At 58.3% G+C, this 21,125-nt stretch carries 18 protein-coding genes and 1 tRNA gene; 15 read left to right on the top strand and 4 right to left on the bottom strand.

All coding sequences use genetic code 11. The features are described 5' to 3' along the window. Positions 1-10: 10 nt before the first annotated feature. Both ACWPM9_RS19250 and ACWPM9_RS19255 read left to right on the top strand, forming a co-directional pair. Entirely contained in the window at positions 11-565 is a 555-nt protein-coding gene (locus tag ACWPM9_RS19250; protein ID WP_484756184.1) for a hypothetical protein, read from the top strand. Positions 566-602: 37 nt separating this feature from the next. Next, a complete protein-coding gene (locus tag ACWPM9_RS19255; protein ID WP_484757687.1) occupies positions 603-1,814 on the top strand; it encodes a lytic murein transglycosylase in 1,212 nt (403 codons plus the stop codon). Positions 1,815-1,823: 9 nt separating this feature from the next. On the opposite strand, the gene ACWPM9_RS19260 is transcribed toward ACWPM9_RS19255, so the two are convergent. After that, positions 1,824-3,452: an MFS transporter gene (locus tag ACWPM9_RS19260; RefSeq protein WP_428186234.1), complete on the bottom strand. Its 1,629-nt coding sequence runs from the start codon at positions 3,450-3,452 to the stop codon at positions 1,824-1,826. Between the two features lie 288 nt (positions 3,453-3,740). On the opposite strand from ACWPM9_RS19260, the gene rimP reads away from it, so the two are divergent. The 9 genes from rimP to ACWPM9_RS19305 all read left to right on the top strand — a co-directional run bounded on the left by rimP (position 3,741) and on the right by ACWPM9_RS19305 (position 14,869). Next, complete coding sequence (gene rimP / locus ACWPM9_RS19265; RefSeq protein ID WP_484756185.1) at positions 3,741-4,340, top strand: ribosome maturation factor RimP; 600 nt, start codon at positions 3,741-3,743, stop codon at positions 4,338-4,340. 54 nt (positions 4,341-4,394) lie between these two features. Further along, positions 4,395-6,008, top strand: a complete 1,614-nt coding sequence (gene nusA, locus ACWPM9_RS19270; RefSeq protein WP_428186236.1) for a transcription termination factor NusA — start codon at positions 4,395-4,397, stop codon at positions 6,006-6,008. After that, positions 6,008-6,694, top strand: coding sequence for an RNA-binding protein (locus ACWPM9_RS19275; RefSeq protein WP_484756186.1), 687 nt, complete (start codon positions 6,008-6,010; stop codon positions 6,692-6,694). The genes nusA and ACWPM9_RS19275 overlap by 1 nt, the downstream gene beginning before the upstream one ends. Positions 6,695-6,794: 100 nt before the next feature. Further along, positions 6,795-9,422, top strand: coding sequence for a translation initiation factor IF-2 (infB, locus tag ACWPM9_RS19280; RefSeq protein ID WP_484756187.1), 2,628 nt, complete (start codon positions 6,795-6,797; stop codon positions 9,420-9,422). 71 nt (positions 9,423-9,493) lie between these two features. Continuing rightward, positions 9,494-9,904, top strand: a complete 411-nt coding sequence (gene rbfA / locus ACWPM9_RS19285; protein ID WP_428186239.1) for a 30S ribosome-binding factor RbfA — start codon at positions 9,494-9,496, stop codon at positions 9,902-9,904. 6 nt (positions 9,905-9,910) lie between these two features. Next, positions 9,911-10,843, top strand: coding sequence for a tRNA pseudouridine(55) synthase TruB (gene truB / locus ACWPM9_RS19290; protein ID WP_428186240.1), 933 nt, complete (start codon positions 9,911-9,913; stop codon positions 10,841-10,843). Between the two features lie 156 nt (positions 10,844-10,999). Continuing rightward, entirely contained in the window at positions 11,000-11,269 is a 270-nt protein-coding gene (gene rpsO, locus ACWPM9_RS19295; protein WP_428186241.1) for a 30S ribosomal protein S15, read from the top strand. 356 nt (positions 11,270-11,625) lie between these two features. Further along, positions 11,626-13,776, top strand: a complete 2,151-nt coding sequence (gene pnp, locus ACWPM9_RS19300; RefSeq protein ID WP_484756188.1) for a polyribonucleotide nucleotidyltransferase — start codon at positions 11,626-11,628, stop codon at positions 13,774-13,776. Positions 13,777-13,852: 76 nt separating this feature from the next. After that, positions 13,853-14,869, top strand: a complete 1,017-nt coding sequence (locus tag ACWPM9_RS19305; RefSeq protein WP_484756189.1) for a class I SAM-dependent methyltransferase — start codon at positions 13,853-13,855, stop codon at positions 14,867-14,869. Positions 14,870-14,929: 60 nt separating this feature from the next. On the opposite strand, the gene ACWPM9_RS19310 is transcribed toward ACWPM9_RS19305, so the two are convergent. Then, on the bottom strand, positions 14,930-15,637 hold the full coding sequence (locus ACWPM9_RS19310) for a type 1 glutamine amidotransferase (protein ID WP_484756190.1): 708 nt from the start codon (positions 15,635-15,637) through the stop codon (positions 14,930-14,932). 141 nt (positions 15,638-15,778) lie between these two features. On the opposite strand from ACWPM9_RS19310, the gene ACWPM9_RS19315 reads away from it, so the two are divergent. Together ACWPM9_RS19315 and ACWPM9_RS19320 are read left to right on the top strand one after the other, a co-directional pair. Beyond that, positions 15,779-16,057, top strand: coding sequence for an Rdx family protein (locus tag ACWPM9_RS19315; RefSeq protein WP_428186245.1), 279 nt, complete (start codon positions 15,779-15,781; stop codon positions 16,055-16,057). A 177-nt stretch (positions 16,058-16,234) separates the two neighbouring features. Further along, positions 16,235-16,321: transfer RNA gene (locus tag ACWPM9_RS19320), tRNA-Leu, on the top strand. Positions 16,322-16,422: 101 nt separating this feature from the next. Here the strand turns inward: ACWPM9_RS19320 and ACWPM9_RS19325 are convergent. After that, positions 16,423-17,340: an ROK family protein gene (locus tag ACWPM9_RS19325; protein WP_484756191.1), complete on the bottom strand. Its 918-nt coding sequence runs from the start codon at positions 17,338-17,340 to the stop codon at positions 16,423-16,425. Positions 17,341-17,452: 112 nt separating this feature from the next. On the opposite strand from ACWPM9_RS19325, the gene ACWPM9_RS19330 reads away from it, so the two are divergent. Both ACWPM9_RS19330 and ACWPM9_RS19335 read left to right on the top strand, forming a co-directional pair. Continuing rightward, entirely contained in the window at positions 17,453-18,712 is a 1,260-nt protein-coding gene (locus ACWPM9_RS19330; protein ID WP_484756192.1) for an MFS transporter, read from the top strand. A gap of 22 nt (positions 18,713-18,734) precedes the next feature. Continuing rightward, positions 18,735-19,484, top strand: coding sequence for a copper homeostasis protein CutC (locus ACWPM9_RS19335; RefSeq protein WP_484756193.1), 750 nt, complete (start codon positions 18,735-18,737; stop codon positions 19,482-19,484). On the opposite strand, the gene ACWPM9_RS19340 is transcribed toward ACWPM9_RS19335, so the two are convergent. Beyond that, positions 19,481-21,121, bottom strand: a complete 1,641-nt coding sequence (locus ACWPM9_RS19340) for an acyl-CoA dehydrogenase family protein (RefSeq protein ID WP_484756194.1) — start codon at positions 21,119-21,121, stop codon at positions 19,481-19,483. The genes ACWPM9_RS19335 and ACWPM9_RS19340 overlap by 4 nt on opposite strands. Positions 21,122-21,125 lie beyond the last annotated feature (4 nt).

Below are 21,125 nucleotides of genomic sequence, written 5' to 3' on the forward strand. Positions count from 1 at the left end.
GGAGGAGCGCATGGCCTCGATTGCATGCCTTGGCTGGGGTTCGCTCATCTGGAGCCCGCGTGAACTGCCCATCCGTCGGCAATGGTTTGCCGATGGTCCACTGATCCAGGTGGAGTTCGCCCGCAAGGCAAAGGACGGACGTTTGACATTGGCTTTGACGGAAACGGATTTCCGGGTTCGCTCTCTCTTCGCCATGATGGAAAACGGAAACGATCTGGACGCCGCCTGTGACGCCCTGCGCAAAAGGGAAGGTATTCCCGCCGCGCTCGGACAACAGCATATCGGGCGCTGGTCACAAGGGGACGCCGCTCCACTCTATATCGAGCATCTGCCGCAATGGGCTGAGGCGCGCGGCTTTGACCACATCATCTGGACGGGTTTGCCGCCCGGACTTGAACCACCCGGACCGAAACCCGGTCTGGACGATATCTTCGCCTATCTCGACGGGCTGACAGGAGAAAAGCGCGATGTTGCAGAAAACTATATCCGCAGGGCACCTCGCCAGACTGATACGGACTACAGGCGCGCGATTGAAGCGCGATATGGGTGGCTGCCGCTCGACTAGCCACTCGCTTTTGCTCGGCGGCATCGCGGCAATAGCGATGCTTTCGGCGATAACGCCATCGATCGCGCATGCGGCCTCCAAGGCGGAGGTCGAGAGCCAGTTTCGCACCTGGCTTCAGCAGGACCTTTGGCCGTCTGCGCAAGCGTCCGGCATCTCCCGCGCAACCTTCGACAAGGCCACCAAGAGCCTGGCGCTGGATTGGGATCTTCCCGATCTCGTTCCGCCCGGCAGTGCGGCGCCCAAAGCGCGTAAACAAAGTCAGGCGGAGTTTTCCTCGCCGGGTGCCTATTTTTCCGAAAAGCGCCTGCAAGGTCTTGCTGCAGCCGGACGGTCGCTTGCCTCGCAACACGCTTCGACCTTGCGCAAGATCGAAGCGACCTATGGGGTTCCAGCGGGGATCATAGTTGCGATCTGGGGTCGTGAGTCCGGATTTGGCCGTGCCAAACTCCCTCATCCAGCGCTTGAAGTTCTGGCAACGAAGGCCTTCATGTCGACGCGCAAGGACATGTTTCGCCAGGAATTGATCTCTGCTCTGCATATTGTCGGCGGCGGCGATATGGCGGCAGAAAACATGATGGGGTCGTGGGCGGGTGCATTGGGACAGCCGCAATTCATGCCGTCGAGTTACCTTAAATATGCCGTGGACTTCGATGGAGACGGCAAGCGCGATATCTGGCGCTCGGTGCCGGACAGTCTTGCCTCCATCGCCAACTATCTTTCCAAGAGCGGTTGGCAAAAGGGCCGGGACTGGGGCTTCGAAGTCAGCATACCCGATCATGTCACCTGCGCGCAGGAAGGACCTGACAGGGCCAAGCCGATATCTGGATGGGCGGCAACGGGAATCTCTCGCGTGTCAGGAAAGCCATTTCCATCGCATGAGATGAATGCATCCGGCATGATGCTCGTGCCAGCCGGGACAGACGGCCCGGAATTCGTTGTCACGCCGAATTTCTATGTGATCAAGGAATATAACAATTCCGATCTCTATGCGCTTTTCATCGGCAATCTGGCTGACCGTATCACCTATGGATCAGGATCGTTTTCTGCGCGGTGGGGCGATGTCGGAAAAATGTTGCGATCCGATGTGTTGGCTATGCAGAAGGCGCTTGTGGCCAAGGGTTATGATGTGGGCACGGTGGACGGCCTTGCAGGTTACAAGACGCGCCGATCGCTGGGGGAATGGCAGGCAAAGGCCGGCCTGAAGCCCACATGCTTTCCCGATGCGTCGCTGAAATCCAAGCTGAAATAAACCTGGACGTCAGCGCGGTTCGATATGAACCTGGTGAAAGACGTCATTGGCGCGGGGAATGGCCTGACGCTCGATCATGCGGTGCACGCGCGGTTTTTCCGGCCCGCTGTGCAAGGCAAGCAACCTGTCTGTCGTATCGGCATCGGCCTTGGTGCGCCTCTGGTTATGCCTCACATATTCCACCCAGGTAGCCGTGTGATAGGACTCGGTCCAGATATCCGGATTTTCCAGATCGCGCATCAGGGTCCAGTTGCGTGCACCGTCGCGAAGGCGGATGCGCCGCCGTTCCACCATCAACCGCAGAAATTCAGGTAGATCCACATCGCGAATTTCATAGTCGATCTGCACGACGACGGGTCCGCTGCGCGGTCGAAGATCAAGACGAAGGGCAGGTTCGTTGAACCTGTTGAGAGGATCGAGATCCAGCGTTGCAAACGCCGGCATGGCGAGCCAGAAGCCGACGGCTACACCAACCATGAGCACGATTGCCGATATGGACAGCGCTTCTGTGACGCCATGATTTTCCGCAACCACGCCCCAGATCCAGCTTCCCAGTGCCATGCCGCCAAATGTGGCTGTCTGATAAAGGGAAAGCGCCCGGCCAACGACCCAGCGCGGGGTGGAGAGCTGGACTACGGTATTGAAGAGCGAAAGCGACAGCACCCAGCAACCGCCAGCCAATACCAAGGCTGGCGCCACCTGCCAGAAATGGGTGCTGACACCGCACACAGCCGCCGCAACCGCAAAGCCTGCAAAGGAACAACGGACGATCTGCTCGCTCGAGAGATATTCTCGAAGACGACCGTTGGACAAGGCGCCGATGATCGCCCCGACGCCAAACGCGCCAAGCAGGCCACCGAAGACAAGCGGGCCGCCATTCAGGTTATCTTTCGCGACGATGGGCAAGAGCGACAATATTGATACGGCGGCAAAGCCGAACAGAAAGCCCCGGAACATCACCTTCATCAGATTGGGCGACATCGAAACGTAACGCAGTCCGGCCGCGATTGCCTGACCGAGGCTTTCCCGGGGCAACTGGCTTACGGGATATTCCGGCTTCCAGCGGAATATCGCAAAGATCATCGCGATATAGCTGACAGCGTTGACGGCAAAGGCTGCGGCAACGCCGGCCACCGCAACAATGAAGCCGCCGATTGCCGGGCCGACGCTGCGGGTAATATTATAGCCGACGCTATTCAGCGACACCGCTGCTGGCACATCCTCCTTGCCGACAATATCGCCGACCGACGCCTGCCAGGACGGATTGTTCATGGCCGTTCCACATCCGATCAGGAATGTGAACGCCAATAGAAGCCAGGGCGTCATGTGACCCAGAAAGGCAAAGATCGCCAACAATGCCGATACAATCAGAAGGAAAAGCTGGCTCAACAACAAAACCCGCCGCCGGTTGAACCCGTCAGCGACCGCGCCCGCGATCAGCGAAAAGAACATGATCGGGGCTGTGTTCGACGCCTGAACCAGGGCCACCATGTCCTTTGACGAGGAGATGGAGGTCATCATCCAGGCAGCACCGACGTCCTGTATGAGTGCCCCAAAATTCGAGGTGATGCTGGCGAGCCATATGGTGAGAAACACATGATTGCCCAAAGGCGCCAAGGGAGATCGTCTATCTGGCACGGCTTTTCCCGACGAAGCGATTCAATATGTTTCAGATATACGACGATCGAAGCGGCTGCGCCTATAGCATTTCGATCAAAAACACCGGCAGCTGCCGGTCGCTTTTCCAGCGCGACATCCGCGACCACTCTCGATTTCAGGGCGGTCCCGAAAACCTTGCATTTCATTTAAGCGTGGCGTATAAGCCCGATAAATTCTTGATCGCCAGATGAAGAGTGGGCCGCGAGGACCCGCTCTTTTTTATTTGGCGAACAGACTGAGCGGGCTTCTGGTCCAGGAGGAATACGATTGTCTGACGAAACCCCTGCACGTGGCGAGCCACGGCTGATCGTCGAAACCGGACTTGACAGGCGCATCGCTGAAATCATCGAGCCTGTGGTCGTTGGAATGGGCTTCAAGCTCGTTCGCGCGCGACTGATGAATCAGAACGGCCTTACACTTCAGGTGATGGCGGAACGTGAAGACGGAACGATGACCGTCGAGGACTGCGAAGAATTGTCTATGGCAATTTCTCCCGTTCTTGATGTCGACGATCCGGTCGACAAGGCATATCATCTGGAAGTGTCCTCGCCGGGCATCGACAGGCCCATGGTCCGTGTGTCTGACTTCAGGCGCTGGCAGGGTCACATCGTCAAGTGTGAAACGTCGATCATGGTGGACAACCGCAAGCGGTTTCGCGGCAAGATTGCCGATGTCGACAGTGACGGCTTCACCCTGGAACGCGACCAGGTAGCTTACGGCGAAGAACCACGGGTCAGCATCCCATTTTCCGCACTGGCGGAAGCGAAGCTGATCCTGACCGACGATCTCATTCGCGACGCATTGAAGGCAGACAAGCTTGCCCGTGCGCAGGCCGCCAATCAGAACGGCGAAGAAGACACCGAATAACGGAACAGCAACCACCGAGGGGGCTCCCCGGCAGGAAGACGGAGACTTAAGATAATGGCAGTCAGTGCTAATCGGCTCGAACTCTTGCAGATCGCTGATGCGGTCGCCCGCGAGAAGGTAATCGACCGCGAAATCGTGCTCGCGGCAATGGCCGATGCTATTCAGAAAGCCGCCCGCTCGCGCTATGGCAGCGAAACCAACATTCGCGCCGACATCAATTCCAAAACCGGCGAGATCCGCCTCCAGCGTCTGCTGGAAGTGGTCGAGACCGTCGAGGACTATTCCACGCAGATCGCTTTGGAACTGGCGCGCGACCGTAACATCGAAGCGAAGATCGGCGACTTCATTGCCGACCCGCTGCCGCCGATGGACTTTGGCCGTATCGCAGCGCAGTCTGCCAAGCAGGTCATCGTTCAGAAAGTTCGCGAAGCCGAGCGTGACCGTCAGTTCGACGAGTTCAAGGATCGCATCGGCGAGATCGTCAACGGCACCGTCAAGCGCGTCGAATATGGCAACGTGATCGTGGATCTCGGTCGTGGCGAAGGCATCATCCGCCGCGATGAAATGATACCGCGCGAAGCTTTCCGCTACGGCGACCGTGTTCGCGCCTATGTTTATGACGTGCGTCGCGAACAGCGCGGCCCGCAGATCTTCCTGTCGCGCACCCATCCGCAGTTCATGGTGAAGCTGTTCACCATGGAAGTGCCGGAAATCTACGACGGGATTATCCAGATCAAGTCGGTTGCCCGTGACCCGGGTTCGCGCGCCAAGATCGCCGTCATCTCGAACGATTCCTCGATCGACCCAGTCGGCGCCTGCGTTGGTATGCGCGGTAGCCGTGTTCAGGCCGTTGTCGGCGAACTGCAGGGTGAAAAGATCGATATCATTCCGTGGAGCCAGGATCCGGCTTCCTTCATCGTCAATGCGCTTCAGCCTGCTGAAGTGGCAAAGGTTGTTCTGGACGAAGATGCAGAACGTATCGAAGTCGTGGTTCCGGACGAGCAGCTTTCGCTCGCCATCGGTCGCCGCGGTCAGAACGTTCGCCTTGCTTCTCAGCTGACTGGCTGGGACATCGACATCATGACCGAAGCAGAAGAGTCGGAGCGTCGTCAGAAGGAATTCAACGAACGCACCAACCTTTTCATGGAGGCGCTCGACGTCGACGAAATGGTGGGCCAGGTTCTGGCATCCGAGGGCTTTGCCCAGGTGCAGGAACTTGCCTATGTTGAGCTCGAGGAAATTGCCTCGATCGAAGGCTTCGATGACGACACCGCCGAAGAAATCCAGACCCGTGCGCGCGAATATCTGGAAAAGATCGAAGCGGAAATGGATGCCAAGCGCCAGTCTCTCGGCGTCTTGGACGAATTGCGCCAGATCGACGGCATGACATCGCAGATGATGGTTGCGCTCGGCGAGGACGGCATCAAGTCGATCGAAGATTTCGCCGGTTGCGCATCGGACGATCTGGTCGGCTGGAGCGAACGCAAGAATGGCGAGACCAAGAAGTTCGAGGGACTGTTCTCGAAGTTCGACGTATCTCGCGCCGAAGCTGAAAACATGGTCGTTCAGGCCCGTTTGATCGCTGGCTGGATCACCGAGGAGGACCTCGCTCAGCCTGTAGAAGAGGAAGTTGAAGGCGAAGAGGCCGACAGCGCAGAACAAAACTGATGATGGGGGTCGGACAGACGGATGCCTCGGCAGATAATGATGAGCCGGCAGAGGCACCGATGAACGACCGCACCTGCATCGTCACACGTGTTAGCGGAACACCGGAAACGTTGATCCGTTTCGTGGCCGGGCCTGACGGCACCATTTATCCCGACCTGAAGCGCAAGCTTCCCGGACGGGGATGCTGGGTATCGATCAGCCGGGCAGCGGTTGACAAGGCGGTGGCGAAGAAGCTCTTCGCCCGCGCACTCAAGGCGGACGTCAAGGCAGATGCCGATCTCGGTGAGACCGTGGATCGCCTACTCGCCGCCGATCTGGCCGGCATGATGAACCTCGCTCGCAAGGCCGGGCAGTTCGTCATCGGGTCGATGAAAGTTGAAAACGCCGTACGCGGCGGGGCCGCATATGCGGTCTTTCATTCTCAGGATGCCGCCGCAGACGGTGTCCGCAAGATAGATCAGGCTCGAAAAGCCTGGTTTCTCGGAACCGGAGCCGAAACGGAAATACCCGTTTTCAAACCGTTTTCGGGATTACAAATGGAGGCTCTGATGGGTCAGAACGCGTTTATCCATGCCGCAGTGCTTGCAGGGCAGGCAGGTGTGGGTGTAGTGAAGCGCGCAAAGCTGCTTGAGCTCTATCGCATTGGCGAGCTGCCCGCGCGGCGCGCCGACACTACAGACCGATGACGCGGTCACTGGCGAAGGCCGGCAACCGCAGCAAGCGACAGCATATTTACGACTGGGCCTGATGGTATCATCCGTCCCAGTCCGAAGGAACGGGAACGGAATGACCGATAGCAAAGACGACAATACGACCAGCACAGGGGCCAAGAAGACTCTTAGCCTCAAACCATCCGGCGTAACTCAAGGTACCGTGCGCCAGGACATGGGGCGCGGTCGGACGAAAGCGGTCGTAGTCGAGACGAGAAAGCGGCGCGTGGCCCGTCCAGAGGACGAGAAGCCTACCGCAGCGCCTGTTGCCCCTCGCGCAAGCGAGCCCGCAGCACCGACGCGTCAACAGCCGACGCAACAGACCCGCGTCCATCAGCAGGTAAAGCCGAACACACCGCCCCGCCCGGAACGTCAAGAACGTCCACGCGGCAATGTGCTGCACGATCTTTCTGCTGGCGAAATGGAAGCGCGCCGCAAGGCGCTGGTTGAAGCGCAGGCTCGGGACGTCATCGAAGCCAAGCAGCGCGCCGAAGCCGAAGCAATTCGCAAGGTAGAGGAAGAAAAAGCACGGCTGGAAGCCATAGAAGAGGCCAAGCGCCAGGAAGCAGAAGCTGCTATCCAGGCTGCTGCAGAGGCGGCCGCACCGCCTGCTCCTGAAAAGGCAGCAGAACCTGCTGCTCCGGCTGCGCCCGCCGCACCGCGTTCAGCGCCTCTACCGATTATCCGTGGACGCAAGGACGAAGCAGACGAGAGCGAAAGCCGCTCTGCGCCCAGAGGTCCGAACCGCGGCAAGGTCGTGCGTCCTGAGCCTGCAAAGGCTCCTGCTCGCCCGAAGGCCGAGGAAGACCGTCGCCGTGGCAAGCTGACAATCACGACTGCAAATGTTGACGAAGAGGGCAACCCGCGCGGCCGCTCGCTTTCGGCCATGCGTCGACGTCAGGAGAAGTTCCGTCGCAGCCAAATGCAGGAAACCCGTGAAAAGGTTATGCGCGAGGTTATTCTGCCGGAAACCATCACTATTCAGGAATTGTCGCAGCGTATGTCCGAACGGGCCGTCGATGTGATCAAGTACCTGATGAAGGAAGGTCAGATGATGAAGCCAGGGGACGTCATTGACGCCGACCTTGCCGAACTCATCGCGACCGAATTTGGTCACACAGTGAAGCGCGTTTCTGAATCCGACGTCGAAGAAGGCATCTTCGATGTCAGCGATGACGACGGCGAGCTGGTTTCGCGTCCTCCGGTCGTCACCATCATGGGTCACGTCGACCACGGCAAGACCTCGCTGCTCGACGCCATCCGTCATGCCAATGTTGTTTCTGGTGAAGCCGGCGGCATTACCCAGCATATTGGCGCTTATCAGGTCGAGCAGAACGGCCAGAAGATCACGTTTATCGACACTCCCGGCCACGCCGCCTTTACCGCAATGCGTGCCCGCGGTGCTCAGGCGACGGATATCGCGATCCTTGTGGTTGCCGCAGACGACAGCGTGATGCCGCAGACGATCGAGTCCATCAATCACGCCAAGGCGGCAGGTGTTCCGATCATCGTGGCGATCAACAAGATCGACAAGCCCTCTGCTGACGCGCAGAAGGTTCGCAATCAGCTGCTCCAGCACGAAGTCTTTGTTGAATCGATGGGCGGTGAAGTTCTCGACGTGGAAGTTTCTGCCAAGAACCGCACCAACCTCGACAAGCTGCTCGAAGCGATCCTGCTGCAGTCGGAAATCCTTGACCTCAAGGCAAACCCGGACCGCACTGCCGAAGGTACAGTGATCGAAGCCCAGCTCGATCGTGGTCGTGGTTCGGTTGCAACGGTGCTCGTTCAGAAGGGTACACTCAAGCCTGGCCAGATTCTTGTGGCCGGCGATCAGTGGGGCCGCGTTCGTGCTCTGGTCAACGACAAGGGCGACCACGTCAAGGAAGCGGGTCCAGCCATGCCGGTCGAAGTCCTCGGTCTGTCGGGTACACCGCGTGCCGGCGACAAGTTTGCCGTGGTTGAGAACGAAGCCCGTGCACGTGAAGTGTCTGAATATCGCCAGCGTCTGGCCCGCGACAAGGCGGCTGCCCGTCAGTCCGGTTCGCGCGGTTCGCTCGAGCAGATGATGAGCCAGCTTCAGTCCTCCGGCCTGAAGGAATTCCCGCTGCTGATCAAGGGCGACGTACAGGGCTCGATCGAAGCCATTGCCGGCGCACTTGAGAAACTCGGCACAGACGAAGTCCGCGCGCGGATCGTTCACTCCGGCGTCGGTGGCGTCACAGAGTCCGATATCTCGCTTGCGGAAGCTTCCGGTGCTGCGATCATCGGCTTCAATGTCCGCGCCAATTCGCAGGCACGTCAGCTGGCCGAGCGTGAAGGTATCGAGATCCGCTACTACAACATCATCTACGATCTGGTTGATGACGTTAAGGCAGCAATGTCCGGTCTGCTTTCGCCGGAACGGCGCGAAACATTCCTCGGCAATGCCGAAATCCTGGAGGTGTTCAACATCACCAAGGTGGGCAAGGTCGCAGGTTGCCGCGTCGTCGAAGGCAAGGTGGAACGTGGCGCAGGCGTTCGCCTGGTGCGCGACAATGTCGTCATCCACGAAGGCAAGCTCAAGACGCTGAAGCGCTTCAAGGACGAAGTCTCGGAAGTGCCGGTCGGTCAGGAATGTGGTATGGCCTTCGAAAACTACGAAGACATTCGCGCTGGCGACACGATCGAGTGCTTCCGCGTTGAGCATATAACGCGCACGCTGTAAAACTGAACGCTTACCGGCAAGAACAACGGGCGCCGGACTTTCGGCGCCCGCTTTGCTTTAAGGCTAGACTTATGTCCAAACCTACATCATCAGCTCCATCGCAGCGTATGCTGCGTGTTGGAGAACAGGTCCGCGCAGCCTTGACACAGGTTCTGCAGCGCGGCGAAGTGCGCGATCCGCTGATCGAAAAGACCGTTATCAGCATCTCTGAAGTCCGGATGTCGCCGGACCTCAAGATTGGAACAGCCTATGTGACCCCGCTGGGAATGAGCGACCACGAGTCGATCATCACTGCACTCAACAACAATGCGAAATTCATTCGTGGACGTCTTGGACCACAGCTCCGGCAGATGAAATACATGCCCGAGATCCGGTTCCGCGACGATACCAGCTTCGACAATTACCAGAAGATCGACAATCTTCTGCGCTCGCCCGAGGTCGCTCGCGATCTCAATCGCGATGATGACGAAGACCAAAACTGAGGCCTGATGTCAAAACCCAGAAAACCCAAGGGCCGTCCGATTTCGGGCTGGCTCATCCTCGACAAGCCCGTTGACTTCGGTTCGACGGAGGCTGTCGGCAAGATCAAATGGCTGTTAAACGCCCAGAAGGCGGGACACGCCGGAACCCTCGATCCGCTGGCCTCCGGTATGTTGCCGATTGCATTGGGAGATGCCACGAAGACGGTCCCTTATGTGATGGACGGTCGCAAGATCTACGAATTCACAGTCACATGGGGCGAAGAACGATCAACCGACGACCTGGAGGGCAGTGTCACCCAGTCGTCCGATGTTCGTCCTTCGCAAGAGGCAATCGCCGCCTTGCTGCCGAATTACACCGGGACGATCAGCCAGATCCCACCGCAGTTCTCCGCCATCAAGATAGCCGGTGAACGGGCCTATGATCTCGCCCGTGAGGGTGAGCAGGTCGACATCCCCGCCCGTGATGTGGACATCTATCGGCTGACTTTGCTTAGCTGCCCCGATGAGAACAGCGCGCTTTTCGAAGTCGAATGCGGCAAAGGCACGTATGTGCGGGCACTTGCACGCGACATGGGCCGCGATCTCGGTTGCTATGGTCACATTTCGACACTTCGGCGCACATTCGTTGCACCGTTCGCAGAAGAAAAGATGGTCAAGCTGTCTGATCTGGTCGCTCTGGAGCAGATAGAAGACCGCGAAGAACGCCTTGCTCAACTGGACGTACATCTTATCGACACCAGTGAAGCACTTTCCAGTTTGCCGCATATTGCGATCACCGATGATCAGGCACACCGTCTCAGAATGGGCAACGCAATTCTGCTGCGAGGGCGTTCTGCACCGGTGGCTGAACCGGAAGCGTTCGCGACTGCTGGCGGCAAGCTTGTCGCAATCGGTGAGATCGCCGGTGGTGAATTTCACCCGCGCCGCGTGTTCAACTGATGCGCGAACACCTTGCGAAAGAGTTCTTTCCTTTCGACAAGGGATAAGCTATAGGCACGCCAGCATGCGGCGTGTCCGCTTGTCTATCATGGCCAATGCTGACCGACATCTCGGCATATGGCGACTTTTATCTCCTGTTATAGAAAGGAATATTCGATGTCGATCACTGCAGAGCGCAAGGCCGCCCTCATCAAGGAATACGCAATCAAGGACGGCGACACCGGTTCTCCGGAAGTTCAGGTCGCTATCCTGACCGAGCGTATCACCAACCTGACTGAACACTTCAAAGGTCACAAGAAGGACAACCACTCGCGTCGTGGCCTTCTGACTATGGTTTCGACTCGCCGTTCGCTCCTCGACTACGTCAAGAAGCAGGACGAAGCTCGCTACACCAAGCTGATCACAAGTCTGGGCATTCGCCGCTAATATCGCTTCCGGCGGGCATTGCTTCGGCATTCCCGCCGGTTTCATTTCCGGGCAACCGGCAAGGTTCCCAAGAGACGCTCATGTCTCTCGCGGAACCACAGACAAGGGCAAGCTCCGGATGGGCCGGATCTGCCAGACCAACCGATGACCTGTCATGGGGCAGGATTGCCGGATGCTTTTGCCAGTTCAACTGGCGACTGCAACGCAAGCGTTGCAAAGGCGGAAAGTCCGATAGGGCCTTACGCGAAAAGCTTCCCGCTGTCTTGCCCGTGATGTGTCACCAAATTCACGGCCGCGAACGGTACATTTTTCGCCACTGGCGAATGCGCCCCGGTTCCGTGGAAGAAGGACAAGATATGTTTGATTCCCATAGCGTTGAAATCGAGTGGGCAGGCCGCCCGCTGAAACTGGAAACCGGCAAAATCGCCCGTCAGGCTGACGGCGCTGTTCTGGCGACTTACGGTGAGACCGTCGTGCTTGCCACGATCGTTTCGGCCAAGTCCGCAAAGCCTGGCCAGGATTTCTTCCCGCTGACTGTCAACTACCAGGAAAAGACCTATGCTGCCGGCAAGATCCCGGGTGGCTATTTCAAGCGCGAAGGTCGCCCAAGCGAAAAGGAAACACTGGTTTCCCGCCTGATCGACCGTCCGATCCGTCCGCTCTTTCCTGAAGGCTACAAGAACGAAACCCAGGTTGTCGTTACCGTCGTCCAGCATGACCTGGAAAACGATCCGGACGTTCTGGCCATGGTCGCCGCTTCGGCTGCACTCACCCTTTCGGGCGTCCCCTTCATGGGCCCGGTTGGCGGCGCGCGCGTCGGCTACATCAACGGCGAATACGTTTTGAACCCGCACCTGGACGAGATGGACGAAAGCGCTCTCGACCTGGTTGTTGCCGGTACCCAGGACGCCGTTCTGATGGTGGAGTCGGAAGCCAAGGAACTGAACGAAGACGTCATGCTCGGTGCCGTCATGTTCGGCCACAAGGGCTTCCAGCCGGTCATCGATGCGATCATCAAGCTCGCTGAAGTGGCTGCCAAGGAACCTCGCGAATTCGAACCGGAAGACTATTCCGAACTTGAAGCCGAAATGCTGAAGCTGTGCGAAGCCGAACTGCGCGACGCCTACAAGATCACCGAAAAGGCTGCTCGTTATACAGCCGTCGACGCCGTCAAGGCAAAGGTCAAGGCCCACTTCCTGCCGGAAGAAGGCGAAGCCAAGTATGCAGCCGAAGTTATCGGTGCGACCTTCAAGCACCTGCAGGCGAAGATCGTTCGCTGGAACATTCTCGACACCAAGAGCCGCATCGACGGTCGCGATCTGGAAACAGTTCGCCCAATCGTTTCGGAAGTTGGTCTCTTGCCACGTACCCACGGTTCGGCGCTGTTTACCCGCGGCGAGACGCAGGCAATCGTCGTTGCCACGCTCGGCACCGGCGAAGACGAGCAGTATGTCGACAGCCTGACCGGCATGTACAAGGAACGCTTCCTGCTACATTACAACTTCCCACCCTACTCTGTCGGTGAAACAGGCCGTATGGGTTCGCCGGGTCGTCGCGAAATCGGTCACGGCAAGCTCGCATGGCGCGCAATCCGCCCGATGCTGCCTTCAGCTGAACAGTTCCCTTACACGCTGCGCGTCGTCTCCGAGATCACCGAGTCCAACGGCTCGTCCTCGATGGCAACGGTCTGCGGCACATCGCTTGCTCTGATGGATGCTGGCGTTCCGCTGGCAAAGCCTGTTGCCGGTATCGCCATGGGCCTGATCCTTGAAGGTGAGCGCTTTGCAGTTCTCTCCGACATCCTCGGCGACGAAGATCACCTCGGCGACATGGACTTCAAGGTAGCCGGTACTGCCGATGGCATCACCTCGCTGCAGATGGACATCAAGATCGCCGGGATCACCGAAGAGATCATGAAGGTCGCACTCGGCCAGGCACAGGGCGGACGCAAGCACATCCTCGGCGAAATGGCCAATGCCATCACCGAAGGCCGCAGCCAACTCGGCGAATTCGCACCGCGCATCGAAGTGATGAACATCCCGGTCGACAAGATCCGTGAAGTCATCGGTTCGGGCGGCAAGGTTATCCGCGAAATCGTCGAAAAGACCGGCGCCAAGATCAACATCGAAGACGATGGCACCGTGAAGATTGCGTCTTCGTCGGGCAAGGAAATCGAAGCCGCTCGCAAGTGGATTCATTCGATCGTGGCCGAGCCTGAAGTCGGCGTGATCTATGAAGGCACGGTTGTGAAGACCGCTGACTTCGGCGCTTTCGTCAACTTCTTCGGTTCGCGTGATGGCCTCGTGCACATCTCGCAGCTGGCTTCCGAGCGCGTTGCCAAGACCCAGGACGTGGTCAAGGAAGGCGACAAGGTCTTCGTCAAGCTGATGGGCTTTGACGAGCGCGGCAAGGTTCGCCTGTCGATGAAGGTTGTCGATCAGGAGACTGGCCAGGAAATCGCTGGCGAGAAGAAGGAAAAGAAGGATGAGGGCGAAGCAGCCGAGTAATCGGCCCACCCTTTCCAGAGACAAGGCGCGGCTCGTTCCGCGCCTTTTTCATATCCGCACGCAGGAAAATTGAACCATGAGCCGTGACAGCCTGAAGACCTTGTTCCACCCATTCGCAATCGATGTATTGGCTTTGCCGAGCAGCGACGAACGCTACCTGTTTCTGGGCGCCGAGGCAGGCAACGCCAAGCCCTCAGGCTTTGAGGCAGCGATCACTGCCGTTCAGGGGTTGCGACCAGAATTCCTGCGGTTGACCGCCGCACGGCAAGAGCCGCTGCCGGTAGTTGAAGGCGATGACTTTGACGGTGCGCTTATTCTCTGTGGCAAACACCGCGCTGAAAATGACGATCGCGTGGCAGAGGCGCTGAAGCGCGTGAAGGTTGGCGGGCTGGTGGTTGCCGCCGGCAGCAAGGAAGACGGCATACAGGCCCTCAGGAAGCGATTGACGGGGCTTGGCCTTACGGTTGAGCATATGCCCAAATATCATGGGGTCGTCTTGTGGTTTGCCGCTCCGGAAAATTCGCCGGAGACAATTACTGCGCTCCAGTCGAGCGCCGTGAAGGTTGCCAATCGTTTCAACACCATGCCCGGAATGTTCTCCCATGATCGCATAGATCCGGGTTCAGAACTTCTGGCCGGCCGACTGCCGCAGGATTTCGACGGCAATGCTGCCGACTTCGGAGCGGGCTGGGGTTATCTTTCCGCCATGCTGGCCGAACGGGCGCCAAACACCGCGCGCATCGATCTGTTCGAGGCAGACTATCAGGCGCTGGAATGCGCCAAGCGCAACTTAAGGGAAATCCATCCGGATCTTCAGGCTCGCTTCTTCTGGCAGGACCTGGTCAGTGAAGCGCCGAAGGAAAAATACGACCTGGTGATCATGAACCCGCCCTTTCATCAGGGGCACGCCGCAGAGCCGGCGCTCGGTCAATCCATCATCAAGACGGCCAGCAATGCGCTTCGCAACGGCGGCATCCTGATGCTGGTCGCCAATCGCGGTCTGCCCTATGAAACGGAACTGACCGCAGACTTCCGCGAATACGGAGAGACCTGCCGCAACGCCAAGTTCAAGGTCCTCTGGGCCAAGAAGTAGCCTTTCCGGTAACCACCGAGGCAATCACCCTGGATCCGCGACCAATGTCGCGGGTCTTCACTACATGATGCGCTGCACCCAGGCACGTGCAATCTCCAGACCTGCTGCATCCGCTGCGACGCCGTGCCGTTCTGCCTCATCGGGGTAGACATCAAACCAATCGGGGTGCTTGGCGCTGATAAGGTCTCTGAAAAGACGGTTCCAATCATTGACAACGGATCGGTTCGCTTCGAAGTGAAACTGCGTTCCATAGACAGCGCGTCCGATCCTGAAGGCTTGATTGCGCGCATTCTCGTTGGTCGCCAGATGCACGGCACCCTCGGGCAACGAGAAGGTATCGTCATGCCACTGGAACGATTTGAGTAAGCCCTTTTCCGCTGCAGATGCCAGAACGGGATCGGCGGCACCCTCTGCGGTTAGTGTGATCTGCTGCCAGCCGAACTCCGGTGCCGTACCGACATGGTTTTCTCCGCCATAGCCCCGTGCCAGAAGCTGACTTCCAAGGCAGATACCAAGTACTGCCTTATCTGCATCTCCGAACTGCCGCATCAGCGCGGCGAGTGCTGGCAGATAAGGATGCCTATCGTCGGCGAGTGCATTCTGCTCGCCACCAAAGACAACAATCGCATCGTGCCCGCTGCTATCGGTGGGAAGAGCCTCACCGGCAAAAGGCCGAAAGACCTCGATGCTGGCATTTTTCTCAGCGAGCGCGATGCCCACCTGACCGTGATCGGTGTGACCGGTATTTTCAACAATGGCGACGCGCATGGAGAGTTCATTCCGAAGGGTTAATACCGTCGAAGATGAGCACGGATGGCATGCGCTATCAAGCGCGTTCCGGCTGTATTTCGGCTTGAACCACTTTGGCCAGCAGCGCTATCGTTAGGGCTCGAACAGGATCGGAACAGCATGGATATCAAACCCCGCATCAGCATTCTTTACTGTACGCAGTGCAACTGGCTGCTTCGCTCGGCATGGATGGCACAGGAGCTTCTGCAGACCTTCGGCTCGGACCTGGGCGAAGTGGCGCTTGTCCCCTCCACCGGTGGGCGATTCGAAATCAGGGTGGATGGTGCGCTCGTTTGGGAACGAAAGCGCGATGGCGGCTTTCCAGGACCGAAAGAACTGAAACAATTGATCCGCGATGCGACAGACCCGGCCCGGGACCTTGGACATATCGACCGATAGGACACACATGCCTTCAAAACCCTCGCTGCCGGGAGAAAGGCGACCGTTCATAGGGTGACTGCAAGACGATTTGAGCCCCGCCCGAGTGCAGTTTCGTCAAAGGAATATCGGGTTTGACATGAAAACTTCAAAAAGCCTGTTGACAGGACAAAGCCACCCCCTTACATGCGGGCCGTCGCCCAGATGGCGGAATTGGTAGACGCGCCAGCTTCAGGTGCTGGTACTCGCAAGGGTGTGGAGGTTCGAGTCCTCTTCTGGGCACCAATTTCAAGTTTCCAATCGGACAACCGATTGAGAAATAATAAAAAAGCCCGGTTCGCCGGGCTTTTTTAATGCTCATTCTCTTTCCGGTTATTTTTGCGGGCTCAGTGTTGCTGAGACGCTGAAAATTCAAGGCCCAGCAAGGCTGCTCCAACCAAACCTGGCTCCGGACGGCATGTCGCCTGAACCACCAGCGGACGGTCGAACCGGCGCAAAATCCTCGACCTGACCGCTGCATCAATCTCCCTTAGAAGAGAAAGCGAATTCGACAATCCGCCGCCTACGGGGACGATGGTTGCACCGGTTACGTTGATGACCAGCGCCAATGGAGATGCGAGCAGGTCGATCAGGACATCGATTGTGCGTGTTGCATCGACATCGCCGCTTTCCCAAGCCTCGACGATCTCTTCACTGGTGAGGGCAGCACCGCTTAGATGCGTGTGGAGGCGCTCCATGCCCCGCGCACCACCAACCGCATCGATACATCCCTTCAAGCCGCATCCGCACTGGAAGCGGGGAAGTTCGACGGGAGGCGACCCGGCAAGCGTTGCCGCCACCGGGCCATGCCCCCATTCTCCGGCAAAACCACCTCGATTGATCGGCTTGCCATCGATTACCAGTCCACCACCGACGCCGGTGCCGAGGATTGCCCCAAAAACAATGGCGTGGCCACGCCCGGCACCGTTGTGCGCTTCCGCCATTGCAAAGCAATCGGCATCATTGGCAACAATGACGGGTAATCCGAGGTCTGCTTCGAGATCCGCCACAAGTGGGCGCCCATGCAGGCAGGGAATGTTGGCAATCGTTGCTACTCCCGTGTCCGGGTCCAGAACGCCGGCAATCGAGATTGCGACACAGTCGGGTGTTGCGTCAGCCTGCTCCAATACTCCGCGGAGTTCACCGACAAATGCATCATAGTCGTGCAACGGCGTCGGACGACGCGGCAAGGGGCGTACGTCCTCACCTGAAAAGGCAAACCCACCCTTGATGGCAGTGCCTCCAATATCAAAGCATACGATCATCAAAACAGTCTCCAGTCGCACAACTCCTATACCGGAGGGCGGCTGTTTCACAATCTCTGTTCAACGCAACGCGCTTGCTATATCGTCCCATCATTGCTGATTTGGCGCACGGATGAACCGACATCCGGTCGCGATCACTCCTCCGTCTCGGCTCGATTTTCTCGATTGCTTCATGACCTCCGTACTCACTACTACGCTTCGAAAACCGGCGATCCGCACCTGTGCGCTCGTGATGCTGGCTTTTGGCACAACGGGGGCTGCAACCACGCCCTATATGGCTGTCGTTGGAATTCGAGAGTTCGGTCTCAGTGACTTCAGCTATTCCATCCTGATGCTATTATCGGCGCTGGTGAACGTTGCCTCCAGTGTGCTTGCCGGCAGCGTTGCAGACCGCTTCGGCAACTTTCGGGGGCCTATGCTCGGTGCAGCGGCCTTTGGCATGGCAGGATTTGCCAGTATCTATATTGCGCCCAGTGCCGGGCTGTTCGTCTGCATGATGCTTTCGGCGATACCGATCCACAATTCGCTCAACTCATTGATTTTCGCTCAATCCCGCGCAGCCGCCACGGGACTATCGGTACGAGAACTGATTTCGCTTACCTCCTTCATCCGCTCACTCATCTCCCTTGCCTGGGTGATTGTTCCCGGAACCGTCGGCTACTTTCTGGCCGATGGCGGAAGCATGCTGCCGATCTTCCTGTTGGCAAGTCTGGCTTCCACCAGCAGCTTTCTGCTCATACAGTTTTTCTTGCCCGGGCCCGATAGGGCAGCGACGCCGCCACCGGCATTTGCGCTTGCCGGATCTTTCAGGCTGCTGGCATCCAGATCACTCCTCGTTCGAATGCTGGCGCTGGCTTTGCTGATGTCGACGCTCAGCCTCAATGGCGCGGTCTTGCCACTGATTGTCACTGGCCAGGCGGGCGGACGTTCTGCAGATGTCGGTGTGATCGTCGGCATCGTTGCCTTTCTCGAGATAGGCTTCATGATCCTGTGGGGGCGGCTCACCCGGCTGATCTCGCCCATTGTCGCAATCCTGATCGGGGGATCGATGTACAGCGTCTATCTCGCCTTGCTCAGTTTTGCGCCGACGGTCCACTACGTCTATTCACTCACCCTGCTATCAGGTTGCGGCGGCGCTGCGATCATCAGTCTCCCGCTCTCCTATATGCAGAACCTGATCGCCGATCGTGCGGGACTGGGCAGTTCACTGATTGCCGTCAATGTTTTCATGAGCGCCTGCCTCAGCTCCACAATTTTTGCAATCGGCACCGCCGTCAGCGACTATTCGGGAACGGCGATCATGGGGGCATGTGCAGCCCTTGTCGGAGGCGTGCTGATGGCTGTCCTCGACCTGAAGAAGACAACAAGCTGAGCCAGAGTCCTTCGGAGAAAATATGACGCGTCAGACGAACCCCACCACTCAGACACCGCTTCTGGAAGTCTGCGTCGATAATGCCGAAGGGCTGGACGCCGCGATAGCGGGCGGTGCGGGCCGGATCGAGTTATGCTCTGCACTCGCGCTCGGTGGGCTGACGCCATCCACTGGCCTAATGGCGCTTGCGGCCAAGGCTCCGGTCCCGGTGCATGCCTTGATCCGCCCACGCGCCGGAGACTTCGCATTTTCTATCTCGGAGCTCGCTGTCATGAGAACCGATATAGACGCCGCCCGTATTGCAGGACTGGCGGGTGTCGTCATCGGGGCCTCAACACGCAACGGTGCCCTTGATGAGGATGCACTAACGGCACTGGTTCAAACAGCCGAGGGCATGGACCTTACCCTGCATCGGGCGTTTGATCTTACTCCCGATCCGTTTCAGGCCATGGAACTTGCAATCTCGCTCGGCTTCAAACGGATTCTGACCTCCGGTTGCGAGCGAACCGCGATCGAGGGCAAAAAGCTGCTGTCGGAATTGAACGGCATGTCGCGCGGTAGGATTTCCATCATGCCAGGCAGTGGTATCAGGGCGGATAACGCGGCAACGCTCCTTAAAGGCTTATCCGTCAGCGAAGTGCATGCCTCGTGTTCAGTCCCGATCGCTCACGCCCACTCAAAACTCGTGAACATGGGTTTCGTATCGACGCATGAGCGGCAGACCGATGCCCATGCTGTCGCTGCATTGAAATCGGTGCTCGCGGCCAGCTAGCGGCAAAGCGTGGCGTACATCGTCAATTCGGCGGCCAGCACTGGCAGCATTGCCTCCGCCGCTGAACGGGCTGCTGCTGACCGTGTGAGCCGTACGGCCATCCAGATCGATATGAAGGACCAGATTGCACGCATGAAGCTGTCAGCGCGCGCCAGACCTGCCTCAGGATCGACCTTCATCGCGTCCATGTGGTGCGCGAGTTCTTTCACCTGAGCAATCGCTGCAAGCCCGATCTCGCGATGGGTATCTGCAGCTGTCGATACCTCTTCCCAGGCCCGCTCAAGGCATAGTGCCAATCCCACCGATTGATCACGCCAGATGCGGCGTGTCAGCAGATCGATTGCCTGAATGCCCGTGGTGCCCTCATAGATCGTCATAACGCGGGCGTCGCGCATATACTGTTCGAGTGGCCAGTCCTTCGTATAGCCAACACCGCCCAGGACCTGAATCGCTGCATTGGGAATGCTGAAGCCGGCTTCGGCGCCGAAATTCTTGAACAGCGGCAACAGGAAACCGCTAACACTTTCCAGCGCATGGCGGGCAGGGCCAGAGGGCGCATGACGCGCAAGGTCCATGGTCGTTGCTATTTCCAGGAGTGCGGCCCGGACGATCTCTGTTCGTCCACGCATCTGCGCAAGCTGCCTTTGGATATCGGGATGGGTGGAGATTGCGACAGGCGGCTTGTCCGGCGCACCGCCTTGACGACGGTCCAGGGCATAGGCTTCTGCGATGTCGCAAGCCGCAGTTGCCAGCCCCAGGCCCTGGCCACCTGTCTGCAGGCGCATCCGTTCGATCATAGCGAAAAGCTGCGGCAGACCTCGCCCCTCCTCGCCCAACAAGATCGCTTGTGCCGCTTCAAAACGAAGCGCACAGGTTGGTGAACCGTGAAGGCCCATCTTTTCCTCGATCCGCTCCAGTGTCACGCCATTGCGCAATCCATCCGCATGGCGGTCGGGCACCAGAAACAGGCTCAAGCCTCGTGTGCCGGGTTGATTGCTTGTGCGCGCCAGAAGACAATGACCGATGCGCTGGGTGAGATCGTGATCGCCAAATGAGATCCAGATCTTCTGGCCTGTGATGCGCCAGCCATCTTGACCTCGACGCGCCACAGTTCTGAGACGCCCAACATCTGACCCTGCCTCCGGCTCGGAGATGCAGATGGTGGCCGACCAATGGCCCGCCACCAGATTGGACACCCATTCTTCCGCAATGACCGGCTCGGCGACCTCCGCCAGAAGGTGAGCCGCAGCACGGGACGCCCCAAAGGCCATCATCAGCGCCACACATCCGCGTTCGAAGAATGTGCCACAGACTGCCTGCAGTGTGAGCGGCAGGTTCATGCCGCCATAAGCTTCATCTATATCCATGCCAAGCCAACCGGCATCGGTATATTGACGGAACGCCGCCTTGTAGACATCGGGGGTGACGACACGGCCATTGACGACCGCGCACCCCTCTCTATCTGCCACGACGTTAAGGGGGGCAATGATGCCTTCTGCAAAAGCCGCGGCTTCTTCGACGATCGCTGCGACCGTTGCATCATCGCAATCCGGCCTGATCTGTTGAAGTTTTGCCCAACCGGGTGTGATTGCCAGAAGCTCTAACGTTCTATCCGCGTGGTTTTGAAAATCCGCCATTGGC

The sequence above is a fragment of the Agrobacterium sp. H141 genome (assembly GCF_057158725.1).

Coding starts and splice junctions, on each gene's coding strand:
- ACWPM9_RS19275 (WP_484756186.1), top strand. CDS start 6,008: ATGATGGGGGTCGGACAGACGGATGCCTCGGCAGATAATGATGAGCCG.
- ACWPM9_RS19325 (WP_484756191.1), bottom strand. CDS start 17,340: ATGATCGTATGCTTTGATATTGGAGGCACTGCCATCAAGGGTGGGTTT.
- ACWPM9_RS19315 (WP_428186245.1), top strand. CDS start 15,779: ATGGATATCAAACCCCGCATCAGCATTCTTTACTGTACGCAGTGCAAC.
- ACWPM9_RS19255 (WP_484757687.1), top strand. CDS start 603: ATGCTTTCGGCGATAACGCCATCGATCGCGCATGCGGCCTCCAAGGCG.
- ACWPM9_RS19330 (WP_484756192.1), top strand. CDS start 17,453: ATGAACCGACATCCGGTCGCGATCACTCCTCCGTCTCGGCTCGATTTT.
- ACWPM9_RS19305 (WP_484756189.1), top strand. CDS start 13,853: ATGAGCCGTGACAGCCTGAAGACCTTGTTCCACCCATTCGCAATCGAT.
- rpsO (WP_428186241.1), top strand. CDS start 11,000: ATGTCGATCACTGCAGAGCGCAAGGCCGCCCTCATCAAGGAATACGCA.
- ACWPM9_RS19335 (WP_484756193.1), top strand. CDS start 18,735: ATGACGCGTCAGACGAACCCCACCACTCAGACACCGCTTCTGGAAGTC.
- truB (WP_428186240.1), top strand. CDS start 9,911: ATGTCAAAACCCAGAAAACCCAAGGGCCGTCCGATTTCGGGCTGGCTC.
- ACWPM9_RS19340 (WP_484756194.1), bottom strand. CDS start 21,121: ATGGCGGATTTTCAAAACCACGCGGATAGAACGTTAGAGCTTCTGGCA.
- pnp (WP_484756188.1), top strand. CDS start 11,626: ATGTTTGATTCCCATAGCGTTGAAATCGAGTGGGCAGGCCGCCCGCTG.
- nusA (WP_428186236.1), top strand. CDS start 4,395: ATGGCAGTCAGTGCTAATCGGCTCGAACTCTTGCAGATCGCTGATGCG.
- infB (WP_484756187.1), top strand. CDS start 6,795: ATGACCGATAGCAAAGACGACAATACGACCAGCACAGGGGCCAAGAAG.
- ACWPM9_RS19310 (WP_484756190.1), bottom strand. CDS start 15,637: ATGCGCGTCGCCATTGTTGAAAATACCGGTCACACCGATCACGGTCAG.
- ACWPM9_RS19250 (WP_484756184.1), top strand. CDS start 11: ATGGCCTCGATTGCATGCCTTGGCTGGGGTTCGCTCATCTGGAGCCCG.
- rbfA (WP_428186239.1), top strand. CDS start 9,494: ATGTCCAAACCTACATCATCAGCTCCATCGCAGCGTATGCTGCGTGTT.